This is a genomic window from Pukyongiella litopenaei (assembly GCF_003008555.2).
Taxonomy (GTDB): Bacteria; Pseudomonadota; Alphaproteobacteria; order Rhodobacterales; family Rhodobacteraceae; genus Pukyongiella; species Pukyongiella litopenaei.
Window position 1 is genome coordinate 2,705,831 of sequence record NZ_CP027665.1, and the last position, 14,488, is coordinate 2,720,318.

Annotated in this window: 11 protein-coding genes and 1 pseudogene; 5 read left to right on the top strand and 7 right to left on the bottom strand. The window is 68.8% G+C overall.

The window, feature by feature from the left end; genetic code table 11:
- Position 1 precedes the first annotated feature (1 nt).
- The 5 genes from C6Y53_RS13530 to C6Y53_RS13550 form a co-directional block, all read right to left on the bottom strand.
- Positions 2 to 1,453, bottom strand: a complete 1,452-nt coding sequence (locus C6Y53_RS13530) for an aldehyde dehydrogenase family protein (RefSeq protein ID WP_106472904.1) — start codon at positions 1,451 to 1,453, stop codon at positions 2 to 4.
- Entirely contained in the window at positions 1,446 to 3,059 is a 1,614-nt protein-coding gene (locus tag C6Y53_RS13535; RefSeq protein ID WP_106472905.1) for an ABC transporter ATP-binding protein, read from the bottom strand. The genes C6Y53_RS13530 and C6Y53_RS13535 overlap by 8 nt, the downstream gene beginning before the upstream one ends.
- The gene (locus C6Y53_RS13540; protein WP_106472906.1) at positions 3,056 to 3,871 is read right to left on the bottom strand and encodes an ABC transporter permease; all 816 of its coding nucleotides are present in this window, start codon (positions 3,869 to 3,871) and stop codon (positions 3,056 to 3,058) included. The genes C6Y53_RS13535 and C6Y53_RS13540 overlap by 4 nt, the downstream gene beginning before the upstream one ends.
- The gene (locus C6Y53_RS13545) at positions 3,871 to 4,818 is read right to left on the bottom strand and encodes an ABC transporter permease (RefSeq protein WP_106472907.1); all 948 of its coding nucleotides are present in this window, start codon (positions 4,816 to 4,818) and stop codon (positions 3,871 to 3,873) included. Before C6Y53_RS13545 ends, C6Y53_RS13540 begins: the two co-directional genes overlap by 1 nt.
- Before the next feature lie 124 nt (positions 4,819 to 4,942).
- Positions 4,943 to 6,424 (bottom strand): ABC transporter substrate-binding protein, encoded by a 1,482-nt coding sequence (locus C6Y53_RS13550; protein ID WP_106472908.1) that lies wholly within the window; start codon positions 6,422 to 6,424, stop codon positions 4,943 to 4,945.
- Positions 6,425 to 6,562: 138 nt separating this feature from the next.
- On the opposite strand from C6Y53_RS13550, the gene glpK reads away from it, so the two are divergent.
- The 3 genes and pseudogenes from glpK to C6Y53_RS13565 all read left to right on the top strand — a co-directional run bounded on the left by glpK (position 6,563) and on the right by C6Y53_RS13565 (position 8,964).
- Positions 6,563 to 8,059 carry a glycerol kinase GlpK gene (gene glpK, locus C6Y53_RS13555; protein WP_106472909.1) on the top strand — a complete coding sequence of 499 codons (1,497 nt, stop codon included), beginning with the start codon at positions 6,563 to 6,565 and terminating at the stop codon, positions 8,057 to 8,059.
- Positions 8,060 to 8,093: 34 nt separating this feature from the next.
- Positions 8,094 to 8,378, top strand: a pseudogene (locus tag C6Y53_RS13560) (S24 family peptidase); the annotation flags it as partial.
- Between the two features lie 85 nt (positions 8,379 to 8,463).
- On the top strand, positions 8,464 to 8,964 hold the full coding sequence (locus C6Y53_RS13565; RefSeq protein WP_211299388.1) for a hypothetical protein: 501 nt from the start codon (positions 8,464 to 8,466) through the stop codon (positions 8,962 to 8,964).
- 73 nt (positions 8,965 to 9,037) lie between these two features.
- Here C6Y53_RS13565 and C6Y53_RS13570 read toward each other — a convergent pair whose 3' ends face one another.
- The gene (locus tag C6Y53_RS13570) at positions 9,038 to 9,214 is read right to left on the bottom strand and encodes an integrase core domain-containing protein (protein WP_149615530.1); all 177 of its coding nucleotides are present in this window, start codon (positions 9,212 to 9,214) and stop codon (positions 9,038 to 9,040) included.
- A 186-nt stretch (positions 9,215 to 9,400) separates the two neighbouring features.
- On the opposite strand from C6Y53_RS13570, the gene mnmH reads away from it, so the two are divergent.
- Positions 9,401 to 10,477, top strand: a complete 1,077-nt coding sequence (gene mnmH / locus C6Y53_RS13575) for a tRNA 2-selenouridine(34) synthase MnmH (protein ID WP_106472910.1) — start codon at positions 9,401 to 9,403, stop codon at positions 10,475 to 10,477.
- On the opposite strand, the gene selD is transcribed toward mnmH, so the two are convergent.
- Positions 10,447 to 12,618: a selenide, water dikinase SelD gene (selD, locus tag C6Y53_RS13580; protein WP_106472911.1), complete on the bottom strand. Its 2,172-nt coding sequence runs from the start codon at positions 12,616 to 12,618 to the stop codon at positions 10,447 to 10,449. The genes mnmH and selD overlap by 31 nt on opposite strands.
- Before the next feature lie 124 nt (positions 12,619 to 12,742).
- On the opposite strand from selD, the gene C6Y53_RS13585 reads away from it, so the two are divergent.
- Positions 12,743 to 14,356 carry a thiamine pyrophosphate-binding protein gene (locus C6Y53_RS13585; RefSeq protein WP_106472912.1) on the top strand — a complete coding sequence of 538 codons (1,614 nt, stop codon included), beginning with the start codon at positions 12,743 to 12,745 and terminating at the stop codon, positions 14,354 to 14,356.
- Positions 14,357 to 14,488: the final 132 nt, after the last annotated feature.

Genomic DNA, 14,488 nt, shown 5'->3' on the forward strand with positions numbered 1-14,488 from the left:
CCTATCCGTGCAACGCAGCCACGGTCTTGAGCTGCGAAAAGCCGTAGAGCGCCTCGAACCCCTTTTCGCGGCCATGGCCGGATTTGCCAATGCCGCCAAAGGGCAGCTCGACCCCGCCGCCCGCGCCGTAATTGTTGATGAACACCTGGCCCGACCGCAGCGCGCGGGCCAGCCGCATCTGCCGCGCGCCGTCGCGGGTCCAGATGCTGGCGACCAGCCCGTATTCGGTGCCATTGGCGATCTCGAGCGCCTGCGCTTCGTCGTCGAAGGGGATCATCACCTGCACCGGGCCGAAAATCTCGTCCCGCGCCAGCGGATGGTCGGGGCGCACATCGGCAAAGAGGGTGGGGCGGACATAGGCGCCGGTGTCGGGGGCGTGATCGGCGATCACGCCGCGCCCGGCCACGGTCAGATCTCTGCCCCGGTCGAGGAACCCCTGCACGATGTCCTTCTGCCGGTCCGAGATCAGCGGCCCCACGCGCAGGTCATCCGTGGCGGGCCCCACCGTCAGCTCGCCATAGGCCGCCGCCATGCGGTCGCGCACCGCGTCATAGATCCCGCGCTGCACCAGGATCCGGGACGAGGCCGAACAGGTCTGGCCCGCGTTCTGGATGCCCGCGTTGACGAGAAAGGGCAGGGCGGCATCGAGGTCGGCATCGTCGAATACCAGCTGGGGCGACTTGCCGCCCAGTTCCAGCGTCACCGGCACCACGTTGCGGGCCGCCGCCGCCTGCACCAGCGCCCCGGTGGCGACCGATCCGGTAAAGCTGACATGCTGGATGCCGGGATGGCCCGACAGCGCCGCGCCCGCCTCGGCGCCGAGCCCCGGCACCACGTTCAGCGCCCCGGCGGGCAGCCCGGCCTCGACCGCCAGATGGGCAAAGGCCAGCGCGGTCAGGCAGGCTTCCTCGGCGGGTTTCAGCACCGCCGCGTTGCCCATCGCCAGCGCCGCGCCGACCGAGCGCCCGATGATCTGCATCGGGTAGTTCCAGGGCACGATATGGCCGGTGACGCCATGCGGTTCGCGCAGGGTATAGACAGTGTAGCCGTCGAGATAGGGAATGGTCTCGCCCATCACCTTGTCGGCCGCGCCGCCGTAGAATTCCATGTAGCGGGCCAGCGCCACCGCGTCGGCCCGGGCCTGGGTCAGCGGCTTGCCCACATCGGCCGCCTCCAGCGCGGCCAGAATCTCCACCCGGTCCAGCACCAGCTGCCCGATCCGGGTGAGGATGCGCCCGCGTTCGGTCGCGGTCATCCGGCCCCAGTCGCCGTCGCGGGCCGTCTGCGCGGCGGCCACGGCGGCATCGACATCGTCGGCCCCGCCACGGGCGATCCGGCAGATCTCGGATCCGTCGGACGGGTTGACCAGTGGCAGGGTCTGCCCGTCGGCGGGCGCCGTCCACTGGCCTCCGATCAGGCACAGCGCGGGGTCGAACCAGAGAGCGTTAGTCATGATAGGCCATCCTTTTCAGGCTTTCGCGATCGGGCAGCACCGGCGCGGCGGCGATCAGGTCGCGTGTATAGGGGTGTTGCGGGTCGGTGAAGACGGTTTCGGTGTCGCCCTGTTCGACGATCTCGCCGGATTTCATCACCAGCACCCGGTCGGTGACGGTGCGGACCACCGACAGGTCATGCGAGATGAACAGGTAGGTGAGCGCATAGGCCGCGCACAGCTCGGCCAGCAGGTCGAGGATCTGGGCGCGGACGGACACGTCGAGCGCGCTCACCGCCTCGTCGAACAGGATCAGGTCGGGGCGGATGATCAGGGCGCGAGCGATGGCGATGCGCTGGCGCTGGCCGCCGGAAAACTCGTGGATGTATTTCAGCGCGTCCGCCGGTTTCAGCCCCACCGCGGTCAGCGCCTCGTCGATCACGCGCTGGCGGTCTGCCCCCTTAGGTGGATCGTCGAGCAGGTGAAAGGGTTCAGTCACCAGCCGGTCCACCCGGTGGCGCGGGTTGAACGATCCGAACGGGTCCTGGAACACCACCTGCATCTTGCGCCGCACGGCGAGGTTGGGCCGGTGCCCGGAAAAGACCGGCTCGCCATCCAGCAGGATTTCGCCGCCCTGCACCTGTTCGAGCCCGAGCAGCGCGCGGGTGAGCGTGGATTTGCCACAGCCGGATTCACCCACCAGCCCCAGCCGTTCGCCCCGGTTGAGGGTGAAGCTGACCCCGTTCACGGCACGGAAATGGCCCGCGGGCGCAAGCAGTTTTCTGCGCGGCAGGCGGTAGTCGCGAACGACGTTCCTGACCTCGAGCAGCGGCGCGGGTTCGGGCAGGGGCGGCAGCGCGACCTGATGGTTCGACGCCTCGAACAGCATCCGCGTATAGGGATGTTTCATCGCCGCCAACAATTGCCGTGTGGGGCCGGTTTCGACCACCTCGCCGTGGCGCATGACCACGATGCGGTCGGCCATATCGGCAACCACGGCGAGATCATGGGTGATCATCAGCAGGCCCATGCCGAAATCGGCCACCAGCCCCTTTAGCAGGTCGAGGATCTGCGCCTGGGTGGTGACGTCGAGCGCGGTGGTGGGTTCGTCCGCGATCAGCAGTTCGGGGCGCAGCGCGATGGCCATCGCGATCACCACGCGCTGACGCTGGCCGCCCGACAGTTCATGCGGGTAGCGCGTGAGCGGAAAGCGGTCGGCGGGCAGGCCCACGCGGTCGAGGACCTCGCGCGCGCGCTCTTCCGCCCTGTCGGGCGACATCGCTTTGTGCACCAGGATGGTTTCCGCCACCTGCTGTCCGATCGTCCTGACCGGGTTGAGCGCGGTCATCGGTTCCTGGAACACCATGCCCACCCGCTGGCCCCGGATCGCGCACATGTCGGGTTCGGAGGCGTCCAGCAGTTCGGTCTCCGACAGGCGCACGCTGCCGGCTGTCCGGGCGAAGGGCGGCAGGAGCTGCATCACAGTGAACGCGGTCATCGATTTGCCCGATCCGCTTTCGCCGGTGACGGCCACGATTTCGCCGGGCGCCACCGTCAGCGACATGTCGCGCAGGATCGGCGTGCCGAGGATCGACAGGTTCAGGTCGCTGATCTCGAGCAGGCTCATGTCCGGGCCACCCGCAGCCGTGGGTCGAGCCAGTCGCGCAGCCCGTCGCCCATCAGGTTCAGCCCCAGAACGGTGAGGATGATCGCCACGCCCGGCACCAGCGCCAGGTGCGGTGCGAGCCCGACCATGGTCTGCGCGTCGGCCAGCATCCGGCCCCAGCTGGGGGTCGGGGGCTGGGCGCCGAGGCCCACATAGCTCAGCCCCGCCTCGGCCAGGATCGCCAGCGAGAACTGGATGGTGCCCTGCACGATCAGCAGGTTCAGCACATTGGGCAGGATATGCTCGGCCGAGATCCGGGCGCTGCCCTTGCCCGCCACCTGCGCGGCGAGGATGAAATCGCGTTCCCACAGGCTCAGCGCCGCGCCGCGGGTGATGCGGGCAAAGACCGGGATGTTGAAGATGCCGATGGCGATGATGGCATTCACCGCGCCCGCGCCGAACACGGCGGTGATCAGGATGGCGATGACCAGCGACGGGAAGGCAAAGACCAGATCGTTGCCGCGCATGATCAGTTCGTCCAGCCAGCTGCCCCGCCGCGCCGCCGCCGCCAGACCCAGCGGCACGCCGAGCGCGATGCCGATGCCGACGGCCACCAGCGCCACGGTGATCGAGGTGCGGGCGCCGACCATGATCATCGAAAACATGTCGCGCCCGAAATGATCGGTGCCGAACCAGTGCGTGGCGCCGGGCGGCTGCAGCTTGGCGGGGATGTCCATGGCCGCGTGGTCGAACGGGGTCCAGGCAAAGGACAGCAGCGCCGCCAGCAGCACCAGCGACGACAGGGCGCCGCCGATCAGGAGGTTCCGGCTCATCATGTGCGCGCCCTCAGCCGCGGGTCGACCACTGCATAGGCGAGATCGACCAGGAAATTGACCACGATCACCGCAAAGACCAGCAGCATCACCACCGATTCCACCACGATCAGGTCGCGCGACGAGATCGACTGGAACACCAGCCGTCCCAGTCCCGGCAGGTAGAACACCTGTTCGATGATGATCGCGCCCGCGAGCAGGAACGAGAATTGCAGCCCGATGATGGTCAGCACCGGGATCAGCGCGTTGCGCACGCCGTGCCGCCACAGCGCCTGCCGGCGGCTCAACCCCTTGGCGCGGGCGGTGCGCATGAAATCCTCGCCCAGTATGTCGATCAGCGACGACCGCATGACGCGGGCGAGGATCGCGGCCTGCGGCAGCGCCAGGCTGATCGCGGGCAGGGTCAGGGCATGAAGCCCGGCCCAGACCCCGTTGTCCCAGCCCGGAAAGCCGCCGGCCCCGAACCAGCGCAGGTTGATGGCGAAGACCAGAACCAGCATCATGGCGAACCAGAAATTCGGGATCGCCACGCCCAGCTGGGTCGCGCCCATCACCGCCATGTCGCCGGGGCGCCCGCGCCGGGCCGCCGCATAGATACCGGCCGGAAAGGCCAGCGCCGTGGACAGGGTCAACGCATAGAGAGCCAGCGGCAGGGAAACCTTCACCCGTTCCGCCACCATGTCGGATACCGGCGTGCGATAGGTGTAGGAGGTCCCGAAGTCGCCGGTCAGCATCCCGCCGAGCCAGTCGAGATAGCGCTGCCATTTCGGCACGTCGAGCCCGAGCTCCGACCGCAGCGCCGCCACCGTGTCGGGCTGGGCGTTGATCCCCAGCATGAAGCTGGCCGGATCGCCGGGTGCCACCTCGATCACGAAGAAGATCACCAGCGACGCGACCGCGAGGCTGATGACGAGGGAAAGCAGGCGTTTGAGTGAATAGCGCAGCATCGCAGCGACGTTAACCTGTTTCGGTTTCGGGATGAATCGGTTTTCGCGCCTTGCGCGGGCCGGGTGGGGTGCGAAACAGGCCCCCGCCGGGGCGGGGGCCTGTCGGTCCAGTCGCGGGCGCGGGTTACTGTGCCCAGCTCACCGCGGTGAGGTCGATGGCCGCCGTGGGCGCGTTGGCCCAGAGACCCTCGAGCCCAACCTTGGCGACACCTAGATTGGCAAGCTGAAACAGGTAGCCGTTGACGAAATCCTCGGCGATGACGGTCTGCGCCTGTTGCAGCAGCCCGGTGCGCTTGTCCGGGTCCGTGGTCCGGTTCAGCGTGTCCATCAGGGCCTGGAAATCCGGGTTGTCATACTGGAAATAGTAATCCGGCCGCGCGTAGATGCCGATATCCATCGGTTCGGTATGGCTGACGATGGTCAGGCCGAAATTCTTGCCCCGGAACACCGATTCCAGCCATTGCGCCCATTCGACATTGATGATCTCGGCCTTGATCCCCACCTCGGCCAGCTGCGCGGCGATGATCTCGCCGCCACGGCGGGCATAGGACGGGGGGGGCAGGTGCAGCGTGGTTTCGAACCCGTCGGCCAGCCCGGCCTCGGCCAGCAGCGCCTTCGATTTCTCGGGGTCGTAGGCCGAGGTCCCGGTCAGATCGACATAGGCCGGGTTGTGCGGCGCGAAATGGGTGCCGATCGGGGTGCCATAGCCGAACATGGCCCCGTCGATGATCGCCTGCCGGTCGATCGCGTGGGCGATGGCCTCGCGCACCTTGATGTCGTCAAAGGGCGGCTGCTTGTTGTTGATCGACAGGATGGTTTCGCCTTCGGTCGACCCCACCAGAACCTGAAACCGCGGGTCGGCTTCGAATTGCGGCAGGTTCTCGGGGGCGGGGAACCCGGCGAACGCGTCGATATCCTCGGCCATCATCGCGGCAAAGGCGGCGGTCGGGTCCGAGATGAACTTGAAGGTCGCCTTGTCCAGCACCGCCGGCGTGCCCCAGTAATCGGGGTTCTTCTCGATGTCGATCCGGTCGCCCTGCACCCAGTTGGCGAACCTGAACGCGCCGGTTCCGACCGGGTTGGTCTTGATGGTCTCGATGCTCTCGGGCGCCACGATCACCGCGTCGCCCCAGGCCAGGTTGAACAGCAGGTTGCCGTTGGGTTCGGCCAGCGTGATCCGGACCGTGGCCGGATCCACCGCCTCGACGCTCTCGATCCCGTCGAACAGGGCCTTCTGCGCGTTCACGCTGTCCTCGGCACGGGCGCGGTCGAGGCTGAACACCACGTCTTCGGCATCCATCGCGGTGCCGTCGTGAAAGGTCACGCCTTCGTGCAGGCTGAAGGTATAGGTCAGCCCGTCATCGGAGATCTCCCAGCTTTCGGCCAGGCCGGGCACGACCGACCCATCGCCCATGAACCGGGTCAGGCCCTCGAAGATATTGGAATAGACGACGGAATCGATGGCTTGCGCGGCGGCGCTGGTCGGATCCAGATGCGGCGGTTCGAGCTGCATCGCCACGGTGATCCCGCCCTCGGCCCGGGCCGCGCCGATCCCGGCGCTCAGGGCAAGGGCGCTGACGGCGGCCAGCCTGGCAAAGTGTTTCATGGATGTATCTCCCTGCGTTGTCGCGACAGTCTTGGCCGATAACAGGCGGGAAACAAGACCCTTTCGCATGTAGGGCTGGAACCCGGACCGGCTGGCGGGTTAGGCTCTGCCGGGATCGCGGAAACGGGAGGAACGGGGATGACCGCACCAAAGGCCCATATATTGGCCATCGATCAGGGAACCACGTCGACCCGGGCGATCCTGTTCGACGGCGCCATGAAGGTTGCCGGCGTGGCGCAGCGCGAGTTCACCCAGCATTTCCCGGCGGCGGGCTGGGTCGAACATGACGCGGAAGAGATCTGGGAAACCACGGTCGCGGTCTGCCGGGAGGTCCTGCAGGCGCGGGACATCGGACCGGAGGGGATCGCCGCCATCGGCATCACCAACCAGCGTGAAACCACGCTGGTCTGGGATCGCGCATCGGGCAGGCCGCTGCACCGGGCCATCGTCTGGCAGGACCGCCGCACCGCCGATATCTGCACCGCGCTGCGCGACGCCGGCCACGAACCGGCCGTCACCGCCGCCACCGGCCTGCTGCTCGACCCCTATTTCTCGGGCACCAAGGTCAAGTGGTTCCTGGACAATGTCGATGGCGCACGGGCGCGAGCGGATCGCGGCGAGCTGCTGTTCGGCACGATCGACAGCTTTCTGATCTGGCGGCTGACCGGCGGCCGGGTGCATGCGACCGATGCCACCAATGCCGCGCGCACGCTGCTGTTCGATATCAACGAGGGCCGGTGGAGCCCCGAGATCTGCGACCTGCTCGGCGTGCCGATGTCGATGCTGCCCGAGGTGCGCGATTGCGCCGCCGAGTTCGGCGAGACCGAACCCGAGCTGCTGGGCGGGCCGATATCCATACGCGGGGTGGCGGGTGACCAGCAGGCGGCCACCATCGGGCAGGCCTGTTTCTCGCCGGGGATGATGAAATCCACCTATGGCACGGGCTGTTTCGCGCTGCTGAACACCGGTGACGCGCCGGTGACCTCGCAGAACCGGATGCTGACCACGATCGCCTACCAGCTGGACGGCAAACGCGCCTATGCGCTGGAAGGGTCGATCTTTGTCGCCGGCGCGGTGGTGCAATGGTTGCGCGACGGGTTGGGCGTGCTGCAGGCCGCGAACCAGAGCGGCGATCTGGCGCGCAAGGCCGATCCGGCGCAATCGGTGACCATCGTGCCCGCGTTCACCGGGCTGGGCGCGCCCTACTGGCGGCCCGATTGCCGCGGCGCGGTCTTCGGGCTGACGCGCAATTCCGGCCCGGCCGAATTCGCCCGCGCGGCGCTGGAGAGCGTGGCGTTCCAGACCCGCGACCTGTGGCAGGCGATGCGCGCCGACTGGGGGGCCGAGGCCGATACCGTGCTGCGCGTCGATGGCGGGATGAGCGCGTCGAACTGGACCATGCAGGCGCTGGCCGACATTCTCGGCGCCCCGGTCGACCGGCCGGTGATGCAGGAAACCACCGCGCTGGGCGCGGCGTGGCTGGCGGGGATGCAGGCGGGCGTCTACCCGGATGCCGAGGGCTTTGCCGCGACCTGGGCGCTGGACCGGCAATTCGTGCCCGCGATGAGCGAACCCGACCGCGAAACCGCCAATGACCGCTGGAAACGGGCGGTGCAGGCGGCGATGAGCTATTGAGGCCCAGCCCGGCGCCGAGGGTGTCGGCGGCGCGGTGGTTCAGAAGCACGAGGACACAGCCGGCCGCGCCTATCACTTCCGCCGCTCCTGGATAAAGGGCAGCCTCGGCGCCAGCCCCTCGCAGTTGCGCATCATGCATGTGGAGGGCGACAGCATGGCGCCGACGCTCCTGAACGGCGACACGGTGCTGGTCGACATGGCCCGCTGCACCCCCAACCCGCCCGGCATCTTCGTGCTGGACGACGGCATGGGGCTGGTGGCCAAGCGGCTAGAGCACATCCCCAACAGCGACCCGCCCGCTGTGCGCGTCATCTCCGACAATCCCGTCTACAGCCCCTGTGAACGAACGGCCGACGAAATCCACATCGTCGGCCGCATTCGTTGGTTCGCGCGGGAGATTTCAGGTGAGCGCGTTTCGGGAGATCGACGATGCCGACCCGGCGCTGGCTTTCTCGCCCCTGGTGCGTGGGATCGAGAAGACCATCGATTGGATCGGCGAGCACGGCGGCATTCCCCTGACACCCACCAAGGCGTTCAAGCGGGTGTTCGTGCATTGGGCGGCAGCCGAGTTCGACTGGCCCGGCCATACCGAGGCAGATCTGATGGCCGTCAACAAGGTGCTTAACGAATGGGATTTCCCGCCGCTTGAAATCCTGCACAACCTGATGATCGCGATGAAGCTCGGCCGGCACTACAAGGGCGAGTTCCGCCTGACCAAGAGCGGTCAAGCGCTGGTCGGACATCCCGGTCGCATCTTCGGCATGATCGCCCCGTTCTTCCTGTTCCGCATCGATCACGCCAGCCAGTCGCGCTTCGACGACGCGCCATTCATGAAAACACCGCTGTGGAGGTCAGCGCTGCGGTTGGAGACAGACAGGATGGCGCGAGGTGCGATTTGGCATTGAGGATCACAAAGTGAAGCGGTCCCACCTTTCCGGACAGTTTTGCGGCTTTGCTAAGGTGTATCGGATTTAGGTTTCATGCTGCTTCTTGCTCTTCCACGCCGGTCCAATATGCGTCGTCCGGCGTTTGCCGATCAAGCGCGGAACGGGGTCGCTCGGCGTTGTAGAATGCCATCCAGTTTTTGACGACCCTGCGGGCCCGGAAGCCGTCAGTGATCTCGTCGAGGTAGATCGCCTCCTGTTCCTTGATCATCCCGATGATCTGCGCCTCGGTGAAACGGCTCTTTCGCCTTCGCCTGCTCCTTCAGGGCTGGGCAGACCCTACATCATGGTGAGGGATTTCGCGGCGGGCAGGTCAGAAGTGACCTGGCGCCTGCCGCTGCGTGGCGGCGGGAAAGGTGGTGCTTTCTCTGTCGGGGTCCACGGGTTAGACCGGGGCATGTTGCAGACATTCGACTCGCTTTCCGATCTGTTCCGCCACGGGTTCGACACCGTGATCGACGTGCGCAGCCCGTCGGAATATGCCGAGGATCATCTGCCCGGCGCCATCAACCTGCCCGTGCTGGACGATGCGCAGCGGGCCGAGGTCGGCACCATCTACAAGCAGCAGAGCCCGTTTGCGGCGCGCAAGATCGGGGCCGCGCTGGTGTTTCGCAACGCGGCCGACCATGTGGCCGGTCCGCTGGCGCATCACGAGGGCGGGTGGCGGCCGCTGGTCTATTGCTGGCGCGGCGGTCAGCGGTCGGGGGCGTTCGGCTGGATGCTCGGTCAGATCGGCTGGCGCCCGGGGGTGATCCGCGGCGGCTATCGCAGTTTCCGGCGGCTGGTGAACCGGGCGCTCTATGACGACTGCCTGCCGCACCGGTTGCTGTTGCTGGACGGCTATACCGGGACCGCCAAGACCGAGCTGCTGGGCCTGCTGGCGGCGCGCGGCGTCCAGGTGCTGGATCTCGAAGGGCTCGCCGGGCATCGCGGGTCGCTGCTGGGCGAGATGCCGGCGCCGCAGCCTGCGCAGAAAGCGTTCGAGACGGCCCTGGCGGTGGCGCTGCATGATCTCGACCCGACCCGCCCGGTCGTGGTCGAGGCGGAATCGAGCAAGATCGGGGCGCGGATCATTCCGCCGTCGCTGTGGTCGGCGATGAAATCCGCGCCGCGGATCGAAATCGCCGCGCCGCTGGAGGCGCGGACCGGGTATCTGGCGCGGGCCTATGACGACATCCTGTCGGATACGGCGCGGCTGCAACAACGGCTGGCGCCGCTGAAGGCGCATCGGGGCGGGGCGGTGATCGACGGGTGGTTCGACCGGATCGCGGCGGGTGACAAGACCGGGCTGACCCGGGCGCTCATGGTCGAGCATTACGACCCGGCCTATGAGAAATCGCGCCGCGCCATCGGGGCCGAGGTGCTCGAACGGATCCCGGTCGCACGGCTCGACCCGGCGGGGCTGGACGAGGCCGCCGCGCGGATCGAGGCGGCGGTCACCGCCTATGCCGGCAGCGGCCCCGTAACCGGATAGGGCGGCCCGTCGGTCAGCGCGCCGATCCGGGCGGCGGCAAAGCCCAGCCAGTGCAGCGCGGCCAGGATGCGATCGACCTCGCCGCGCGGCACGGCGGCCAGCAACCCGCCTGCGGTTTGCGGGTCGAACAGCAACTCGGCGATGCCGCCATCGGGCAGGGATGGCACCGCCGCGCGGTTGTCGGCCCAGAGCGATGAGCGCACCCCCTGCGCGGACAGATCCGCCGCCCCGTCGAGCAGCGGCACCGCCTCGGGGCACAGCACCGCGCCGGTCCCGGATGCTTCGCAGATGTTCAGCAGGTGCCCGGCGAGGCCGAACCCGGTCACGTCGGTCATGGCGTGGGCGCCGGCCAGCACCCGCGCGGCCTCGGCCTGGGGTCTGGCCATCTGTTCCAGCGCCGCGACGACGTGATCTCCGCGTGCCCGCCCGGCCATTTCACCGGCCATCACCACGCCGGTGCCGATCGGCTTGGTCAGGATCAGCGCGTCGCCCGCACGTCCTTTGGCCAGCGTGACCGGTTCGTGCCCGCACAGGCCGGTGACGCTGAAGCCGATGGTCAGTTCCGCCCCGACCGAGCTGTGGCCGCCGACGATCTCGGCACCCGCGCCGCGCATGATCCCGGTGGCGGCGGTCATGATCTCGCGCATCATGCGTTCCTGCAACTCCGCCGAAAGACGGGGCAGGACCAGGTTGGCCGTCGCAGCCTGCGGCGCGGCGCCCATGGCCCAGATGTCGCCGAGCGCATGGACGGCGGCGATCCGGGCCATCACCACCGGATCGTCGATGAAGGCCCGCAGGTGGTCCGAGCTCAGCACCTGCCGCGCGCCACCCGTGTGCAACAGCGCCGCGTCGTCGCCCGGCAACGGGGTGATGTCGGTGTGGGCGCCGGTCGCCAGCGGCACCAGCGCCGCGCGCAGCGCGCCGCGGCCGACCTTGGCCCCGCAGCCGCCGCATAGGGGTTTGCCGCCCAGGGCCTGTTCCATGCCCTGCGCGCGTGGTTCTGGCAGATCGGGCAGGCCCATCACCGGCAGGTCGCGGAACCTGTCCATGAACCTGCTGTCGATCCGGTCCTTCCAGCGCCACATGGCCGGGCCGCTTTTCACCAGGCCGAACCGTTCGCCGACGGCCGCCTTGTCGCCCAGCGAGATCAGTTTCAGATAGTCCCGCTGCGGCCGATAGCGCCGCATCCGTCCCCCCGACAGCGCCGCGCGCAGATTCTCGAACAGCACCGGCGCCTGTCGAACCGCATAGACCCCGGCCTTGGGGCGCGGGCTGGTGGTCATATGGGCGCAATCCCCGGCGGCGAACACCGCCGCATCGCTGGTTTGCAGGCGGTCGTCCACCGCGACGAAGCCATTTTCCAGCACCAGCCCGGTCTGCGCCAGCCAGCCATGCGGCTGCGCGCCGGCGGCGCCGGTGACGAAATCCGCTTCGACCCGGCGGCCATCGGCCAGCAGGACGGCGCCGGGTTCGACGGCCGTCGCGCCGGTCCGCTCGATCAGCGTGACGCCCTGCGCGGCCAGCCCGTCGCGGACGGCCCGCGCCGCCCGTGCGCCCAGCCCCGGCAGGGCACCGGCGGCGTCGATCAGCGTGACCTGCCCGTTGCGTCCGCGCGCGCGCAGCGCATGGGCCATCGCCATGGCCAGTTCGGCCCCGGCAACGCCCGCGCCGATCACGGCCACCTGCACCGGGGTGCTGCCCCCGATCACCGCGCGCCAGCTGTCGGCGAACCGGTCCAGCGGCTTGGCCGGAACCGCATGGTCGTCAAAGCCCGGCAGGTCCGGCATGGCCGAGGTGATCCCCACATCGATCGAACAGATGTCGAAGGCGACCGGAGGCCGTCCCGGCACCGTCACCTGCCGCGCGGCGAGATCGATATCGGTCGCCGCGCCCAGAACCAGCCGCGCCCCGGCAAAGCGGGCCAGCCGCACCAGGTCGATATCCAGCGCCGCGCGCGCATAATGACCGGCGACATAGCCCGGCAACATGCCGGAATAGGCGGCCATCGGTTCGGGCGAGATCACCGTTAGCCGGGCGCCGGGCAGCCGGTTCATGCCCCAGCGCCGCAGTACCAGCGCATGCGCGTGGCCGCCGCCGATCAGGACGAGGTCGCGGGTGAGGGGAAGCTGCATGTTGTCCATGCCCGCCGTTCTAAGCGCTCCGGGCGGGGTTACAAGCGCCGGATGGTGGTCACATGGGTGTGAGTGCCCTTGCCGATGGCGGGCGGTGCGGCATGATCGGCGACATTGGCAGGAAAGGACCGGGATGAGATCTGAACCCCTGCGTGCCGCGGATGTCCTCGCGCGGCGGCTGTATGCCGCGGGCTGCCGCCATGCGTTCGGAATGCCCGGAGGCGAGGTGCTGACGCTTGTGGATGCGCTCGAAGCGGCGGGCATCCGGTTCCACCTCGCGCGGCACGAGAACGCCGCCGGGTTCATCGCCGAGGGCGTGCATCACCGCGACGGCGCGCCCGCGATCCTCGTCGGCACCATCGGGCCGGGGGTGCTGAACGCGGTCAACGTGGTGGCCAACGCGATGCAGGACCGGGTGCCGATGATCGTGCTCAGCGGATGTGTCGAGGCTGATGAGGCGCTGCGCTACACCCACCAGGTGGTGGATCACAAGGCGGTGCTGGGCGCGGTGACCAAGGCCACGTTCCGGCTGAGCCCCGGCGGGGCGGCGCTGATCGTCGACAAGGCGGTGCGGATCGCGCTGCGCCCGCGTCAGGGGCCGGTGCATATCGACGTGCCGATCGGCGCGGCGGACGCCCCCGCGCCGCCTGCGCCCCTGATCGCCCCGGAGGCCGCCGCCGCTCCGCATGGCCCGGCGCTGGATCAGGCGCGGGACTGGCTGGCGCGGGCCGACCGGCCGCTGGCGTTGATCGGGCTGGATGCGTTGCGCGATGGCTGCGGGGCGGCGCTGCGCGGTTTCGTCGAGCGGTTCGGCGTGCCGTTCGTGACCACCTACAAGGCCAAGGGCATCCTCCCCGAGGACCATCCGCTGTGCCTGGGCGGGGCGGGGCTGTCGCCGCTGGCCGACCGGCACCTGCTGCCGCTGGTGGGCGCCGCCGACCTGGTGCTGGCGCTGGGCTATGACCCGATCGAGATGCGGTCCGGGTGGCGCGATGCCTGGGATCCCGACACCCAGCGCGTGATCGACATCGCCGCCGAGCCGAATGATCACGGCATGCACCGCGCGGGGCTGGCCTTCGTTGCCGATACCGGCGCCGCGCTCGATGCGCTGGGCCACGGGGTCGCGCCGCGCGCCACCTGGCCGGGCGGCGAGCCCGCGCGGGTGCGGGCGGCGCTGGCGGCGGCGTTCCCGGCGGATGACGACTGGGGGCCCGCCGCGGTGATCGCCGAGGCGCGGGCGGTGCTGCCGCCCGACACGCTGGCCAGCGCCGACAGCGGCGCGCACCGGATCCTGCTGTCGCAGATGTGGCGCTGCACCGAACCGCGCGGGCTGGTGCAGAGCTCGGGGTTCTGCACCATGGGCTGCGCGGTGCCGCTGGCAATCGGGATGAAGCTGGCCGCGCCCGCCCGCCCGGTGGTCAGCTTTTCCGGCGATGCCGGGTTTATGATGGTGGCGGGCGAACTGGCGACGGCGGCGGACCTGGGCGTGGCGCCGATCTTCGTGGTGTTCGTCGATGACAGCCTGGCGCTGATCGAACTGAAACAGCGGCAACGGCAGCTGCGCAATGCGGGCGTCGATTTTCCCGGCCACGACCTGCCCGCGCTGGCCCGCGCGCTGGGCGGGCACGGCGTTTCGGTGCGGGACCGGGGCGGTTTGCGGGCCGCGTTGCGCCGGGCGCTCGAATCAGACCGGTTCACCGTGATCGCCGCCGGGATCGGATCGCGGGCCTATGACGGCCGGATCTGAGGCATCCGTGCGAAACCTTGCCGATCTGGCTGGGCCATCGGCAAAGTTCTTCCCATCGCGGGCACACGGGGGGTCACCAATACGAGAGCACGAAAGGATGTGATATTCCCTTTCCGCGCAGTCTGTTAATGC

Bases quoted from the DNA above. Each gene is read 5' to 3' on its own strand.
- C6Y53_RS13530 (WP_106472904.1), bottom strand. From the start codon at position 1,453: ATGACTAACGCTCTCTGGTTCGACCCCGCGCTGTGCCTGATCGGAGGC.
- C6Y53_RS13535 (WP_106472905.1), bottom strand. From the start codon at position 3,059: ATGAGCCTGCTCGAGATCAGCGACCTGAACCTGTCGATCCTCGGCACG.
- C6Y53_RS13540 (WP_106472906.1), bottom strand. From the start codon at position 3,871: ATGAGCCGGAACCTCCTGATCGGCGGCGCCCTGTCGTCGCTGGTGCTG.
- C6Y53_RS13545 (WP_106472907.1), bottom strand. From the start codon at position 4,818: ATGCTGCGCTATTCACTCAAACGCCTGCTTTCCCTCGTCATCAGCCTC.
- C6Y53_RS13550 (WP_106472908.1), bottom strand. From the start codon at position 6,424: ATGAAACACTTTGCCAGGCTGGCCGCCGTCAGCGCCCTTGCCCTGAGC.
- glpK (WP_106472909.1), top strand. From the start codon at position 6,563: ATGACCGCACCAAAGGCCCATATATTGGCCATCGATCAGGGAACCACG.
- C6Y53_RS13570 (WP_149615530.1), bottom strand. From the start codon at position 9,214: ATGATCAAGGAACAGGAGGCGATCTACCTCGACGAGATCACTGACGGC.
- mnmH (WP_106472910.1), top strand. From the start codon at position 9,401: ATGTTGCAGACATTCGACTCGCTTTCCGATCTGTTCCGCCACGGGTTC.
- selD (WP_106472911.1), bottom strand. From the start codon at position 12,618: ATGGACAACATGCAGCTTCCCCTCACCCGCGACCTCGTCCTGATCGGC.
- C6Y53_RS13585 (WP_106472912.1), top strand. From the start codon at position 12,743: ATGAGATCTGAACCCCTGCGTGCCGCGGATGTCCTCGCGCGGCGGCTG.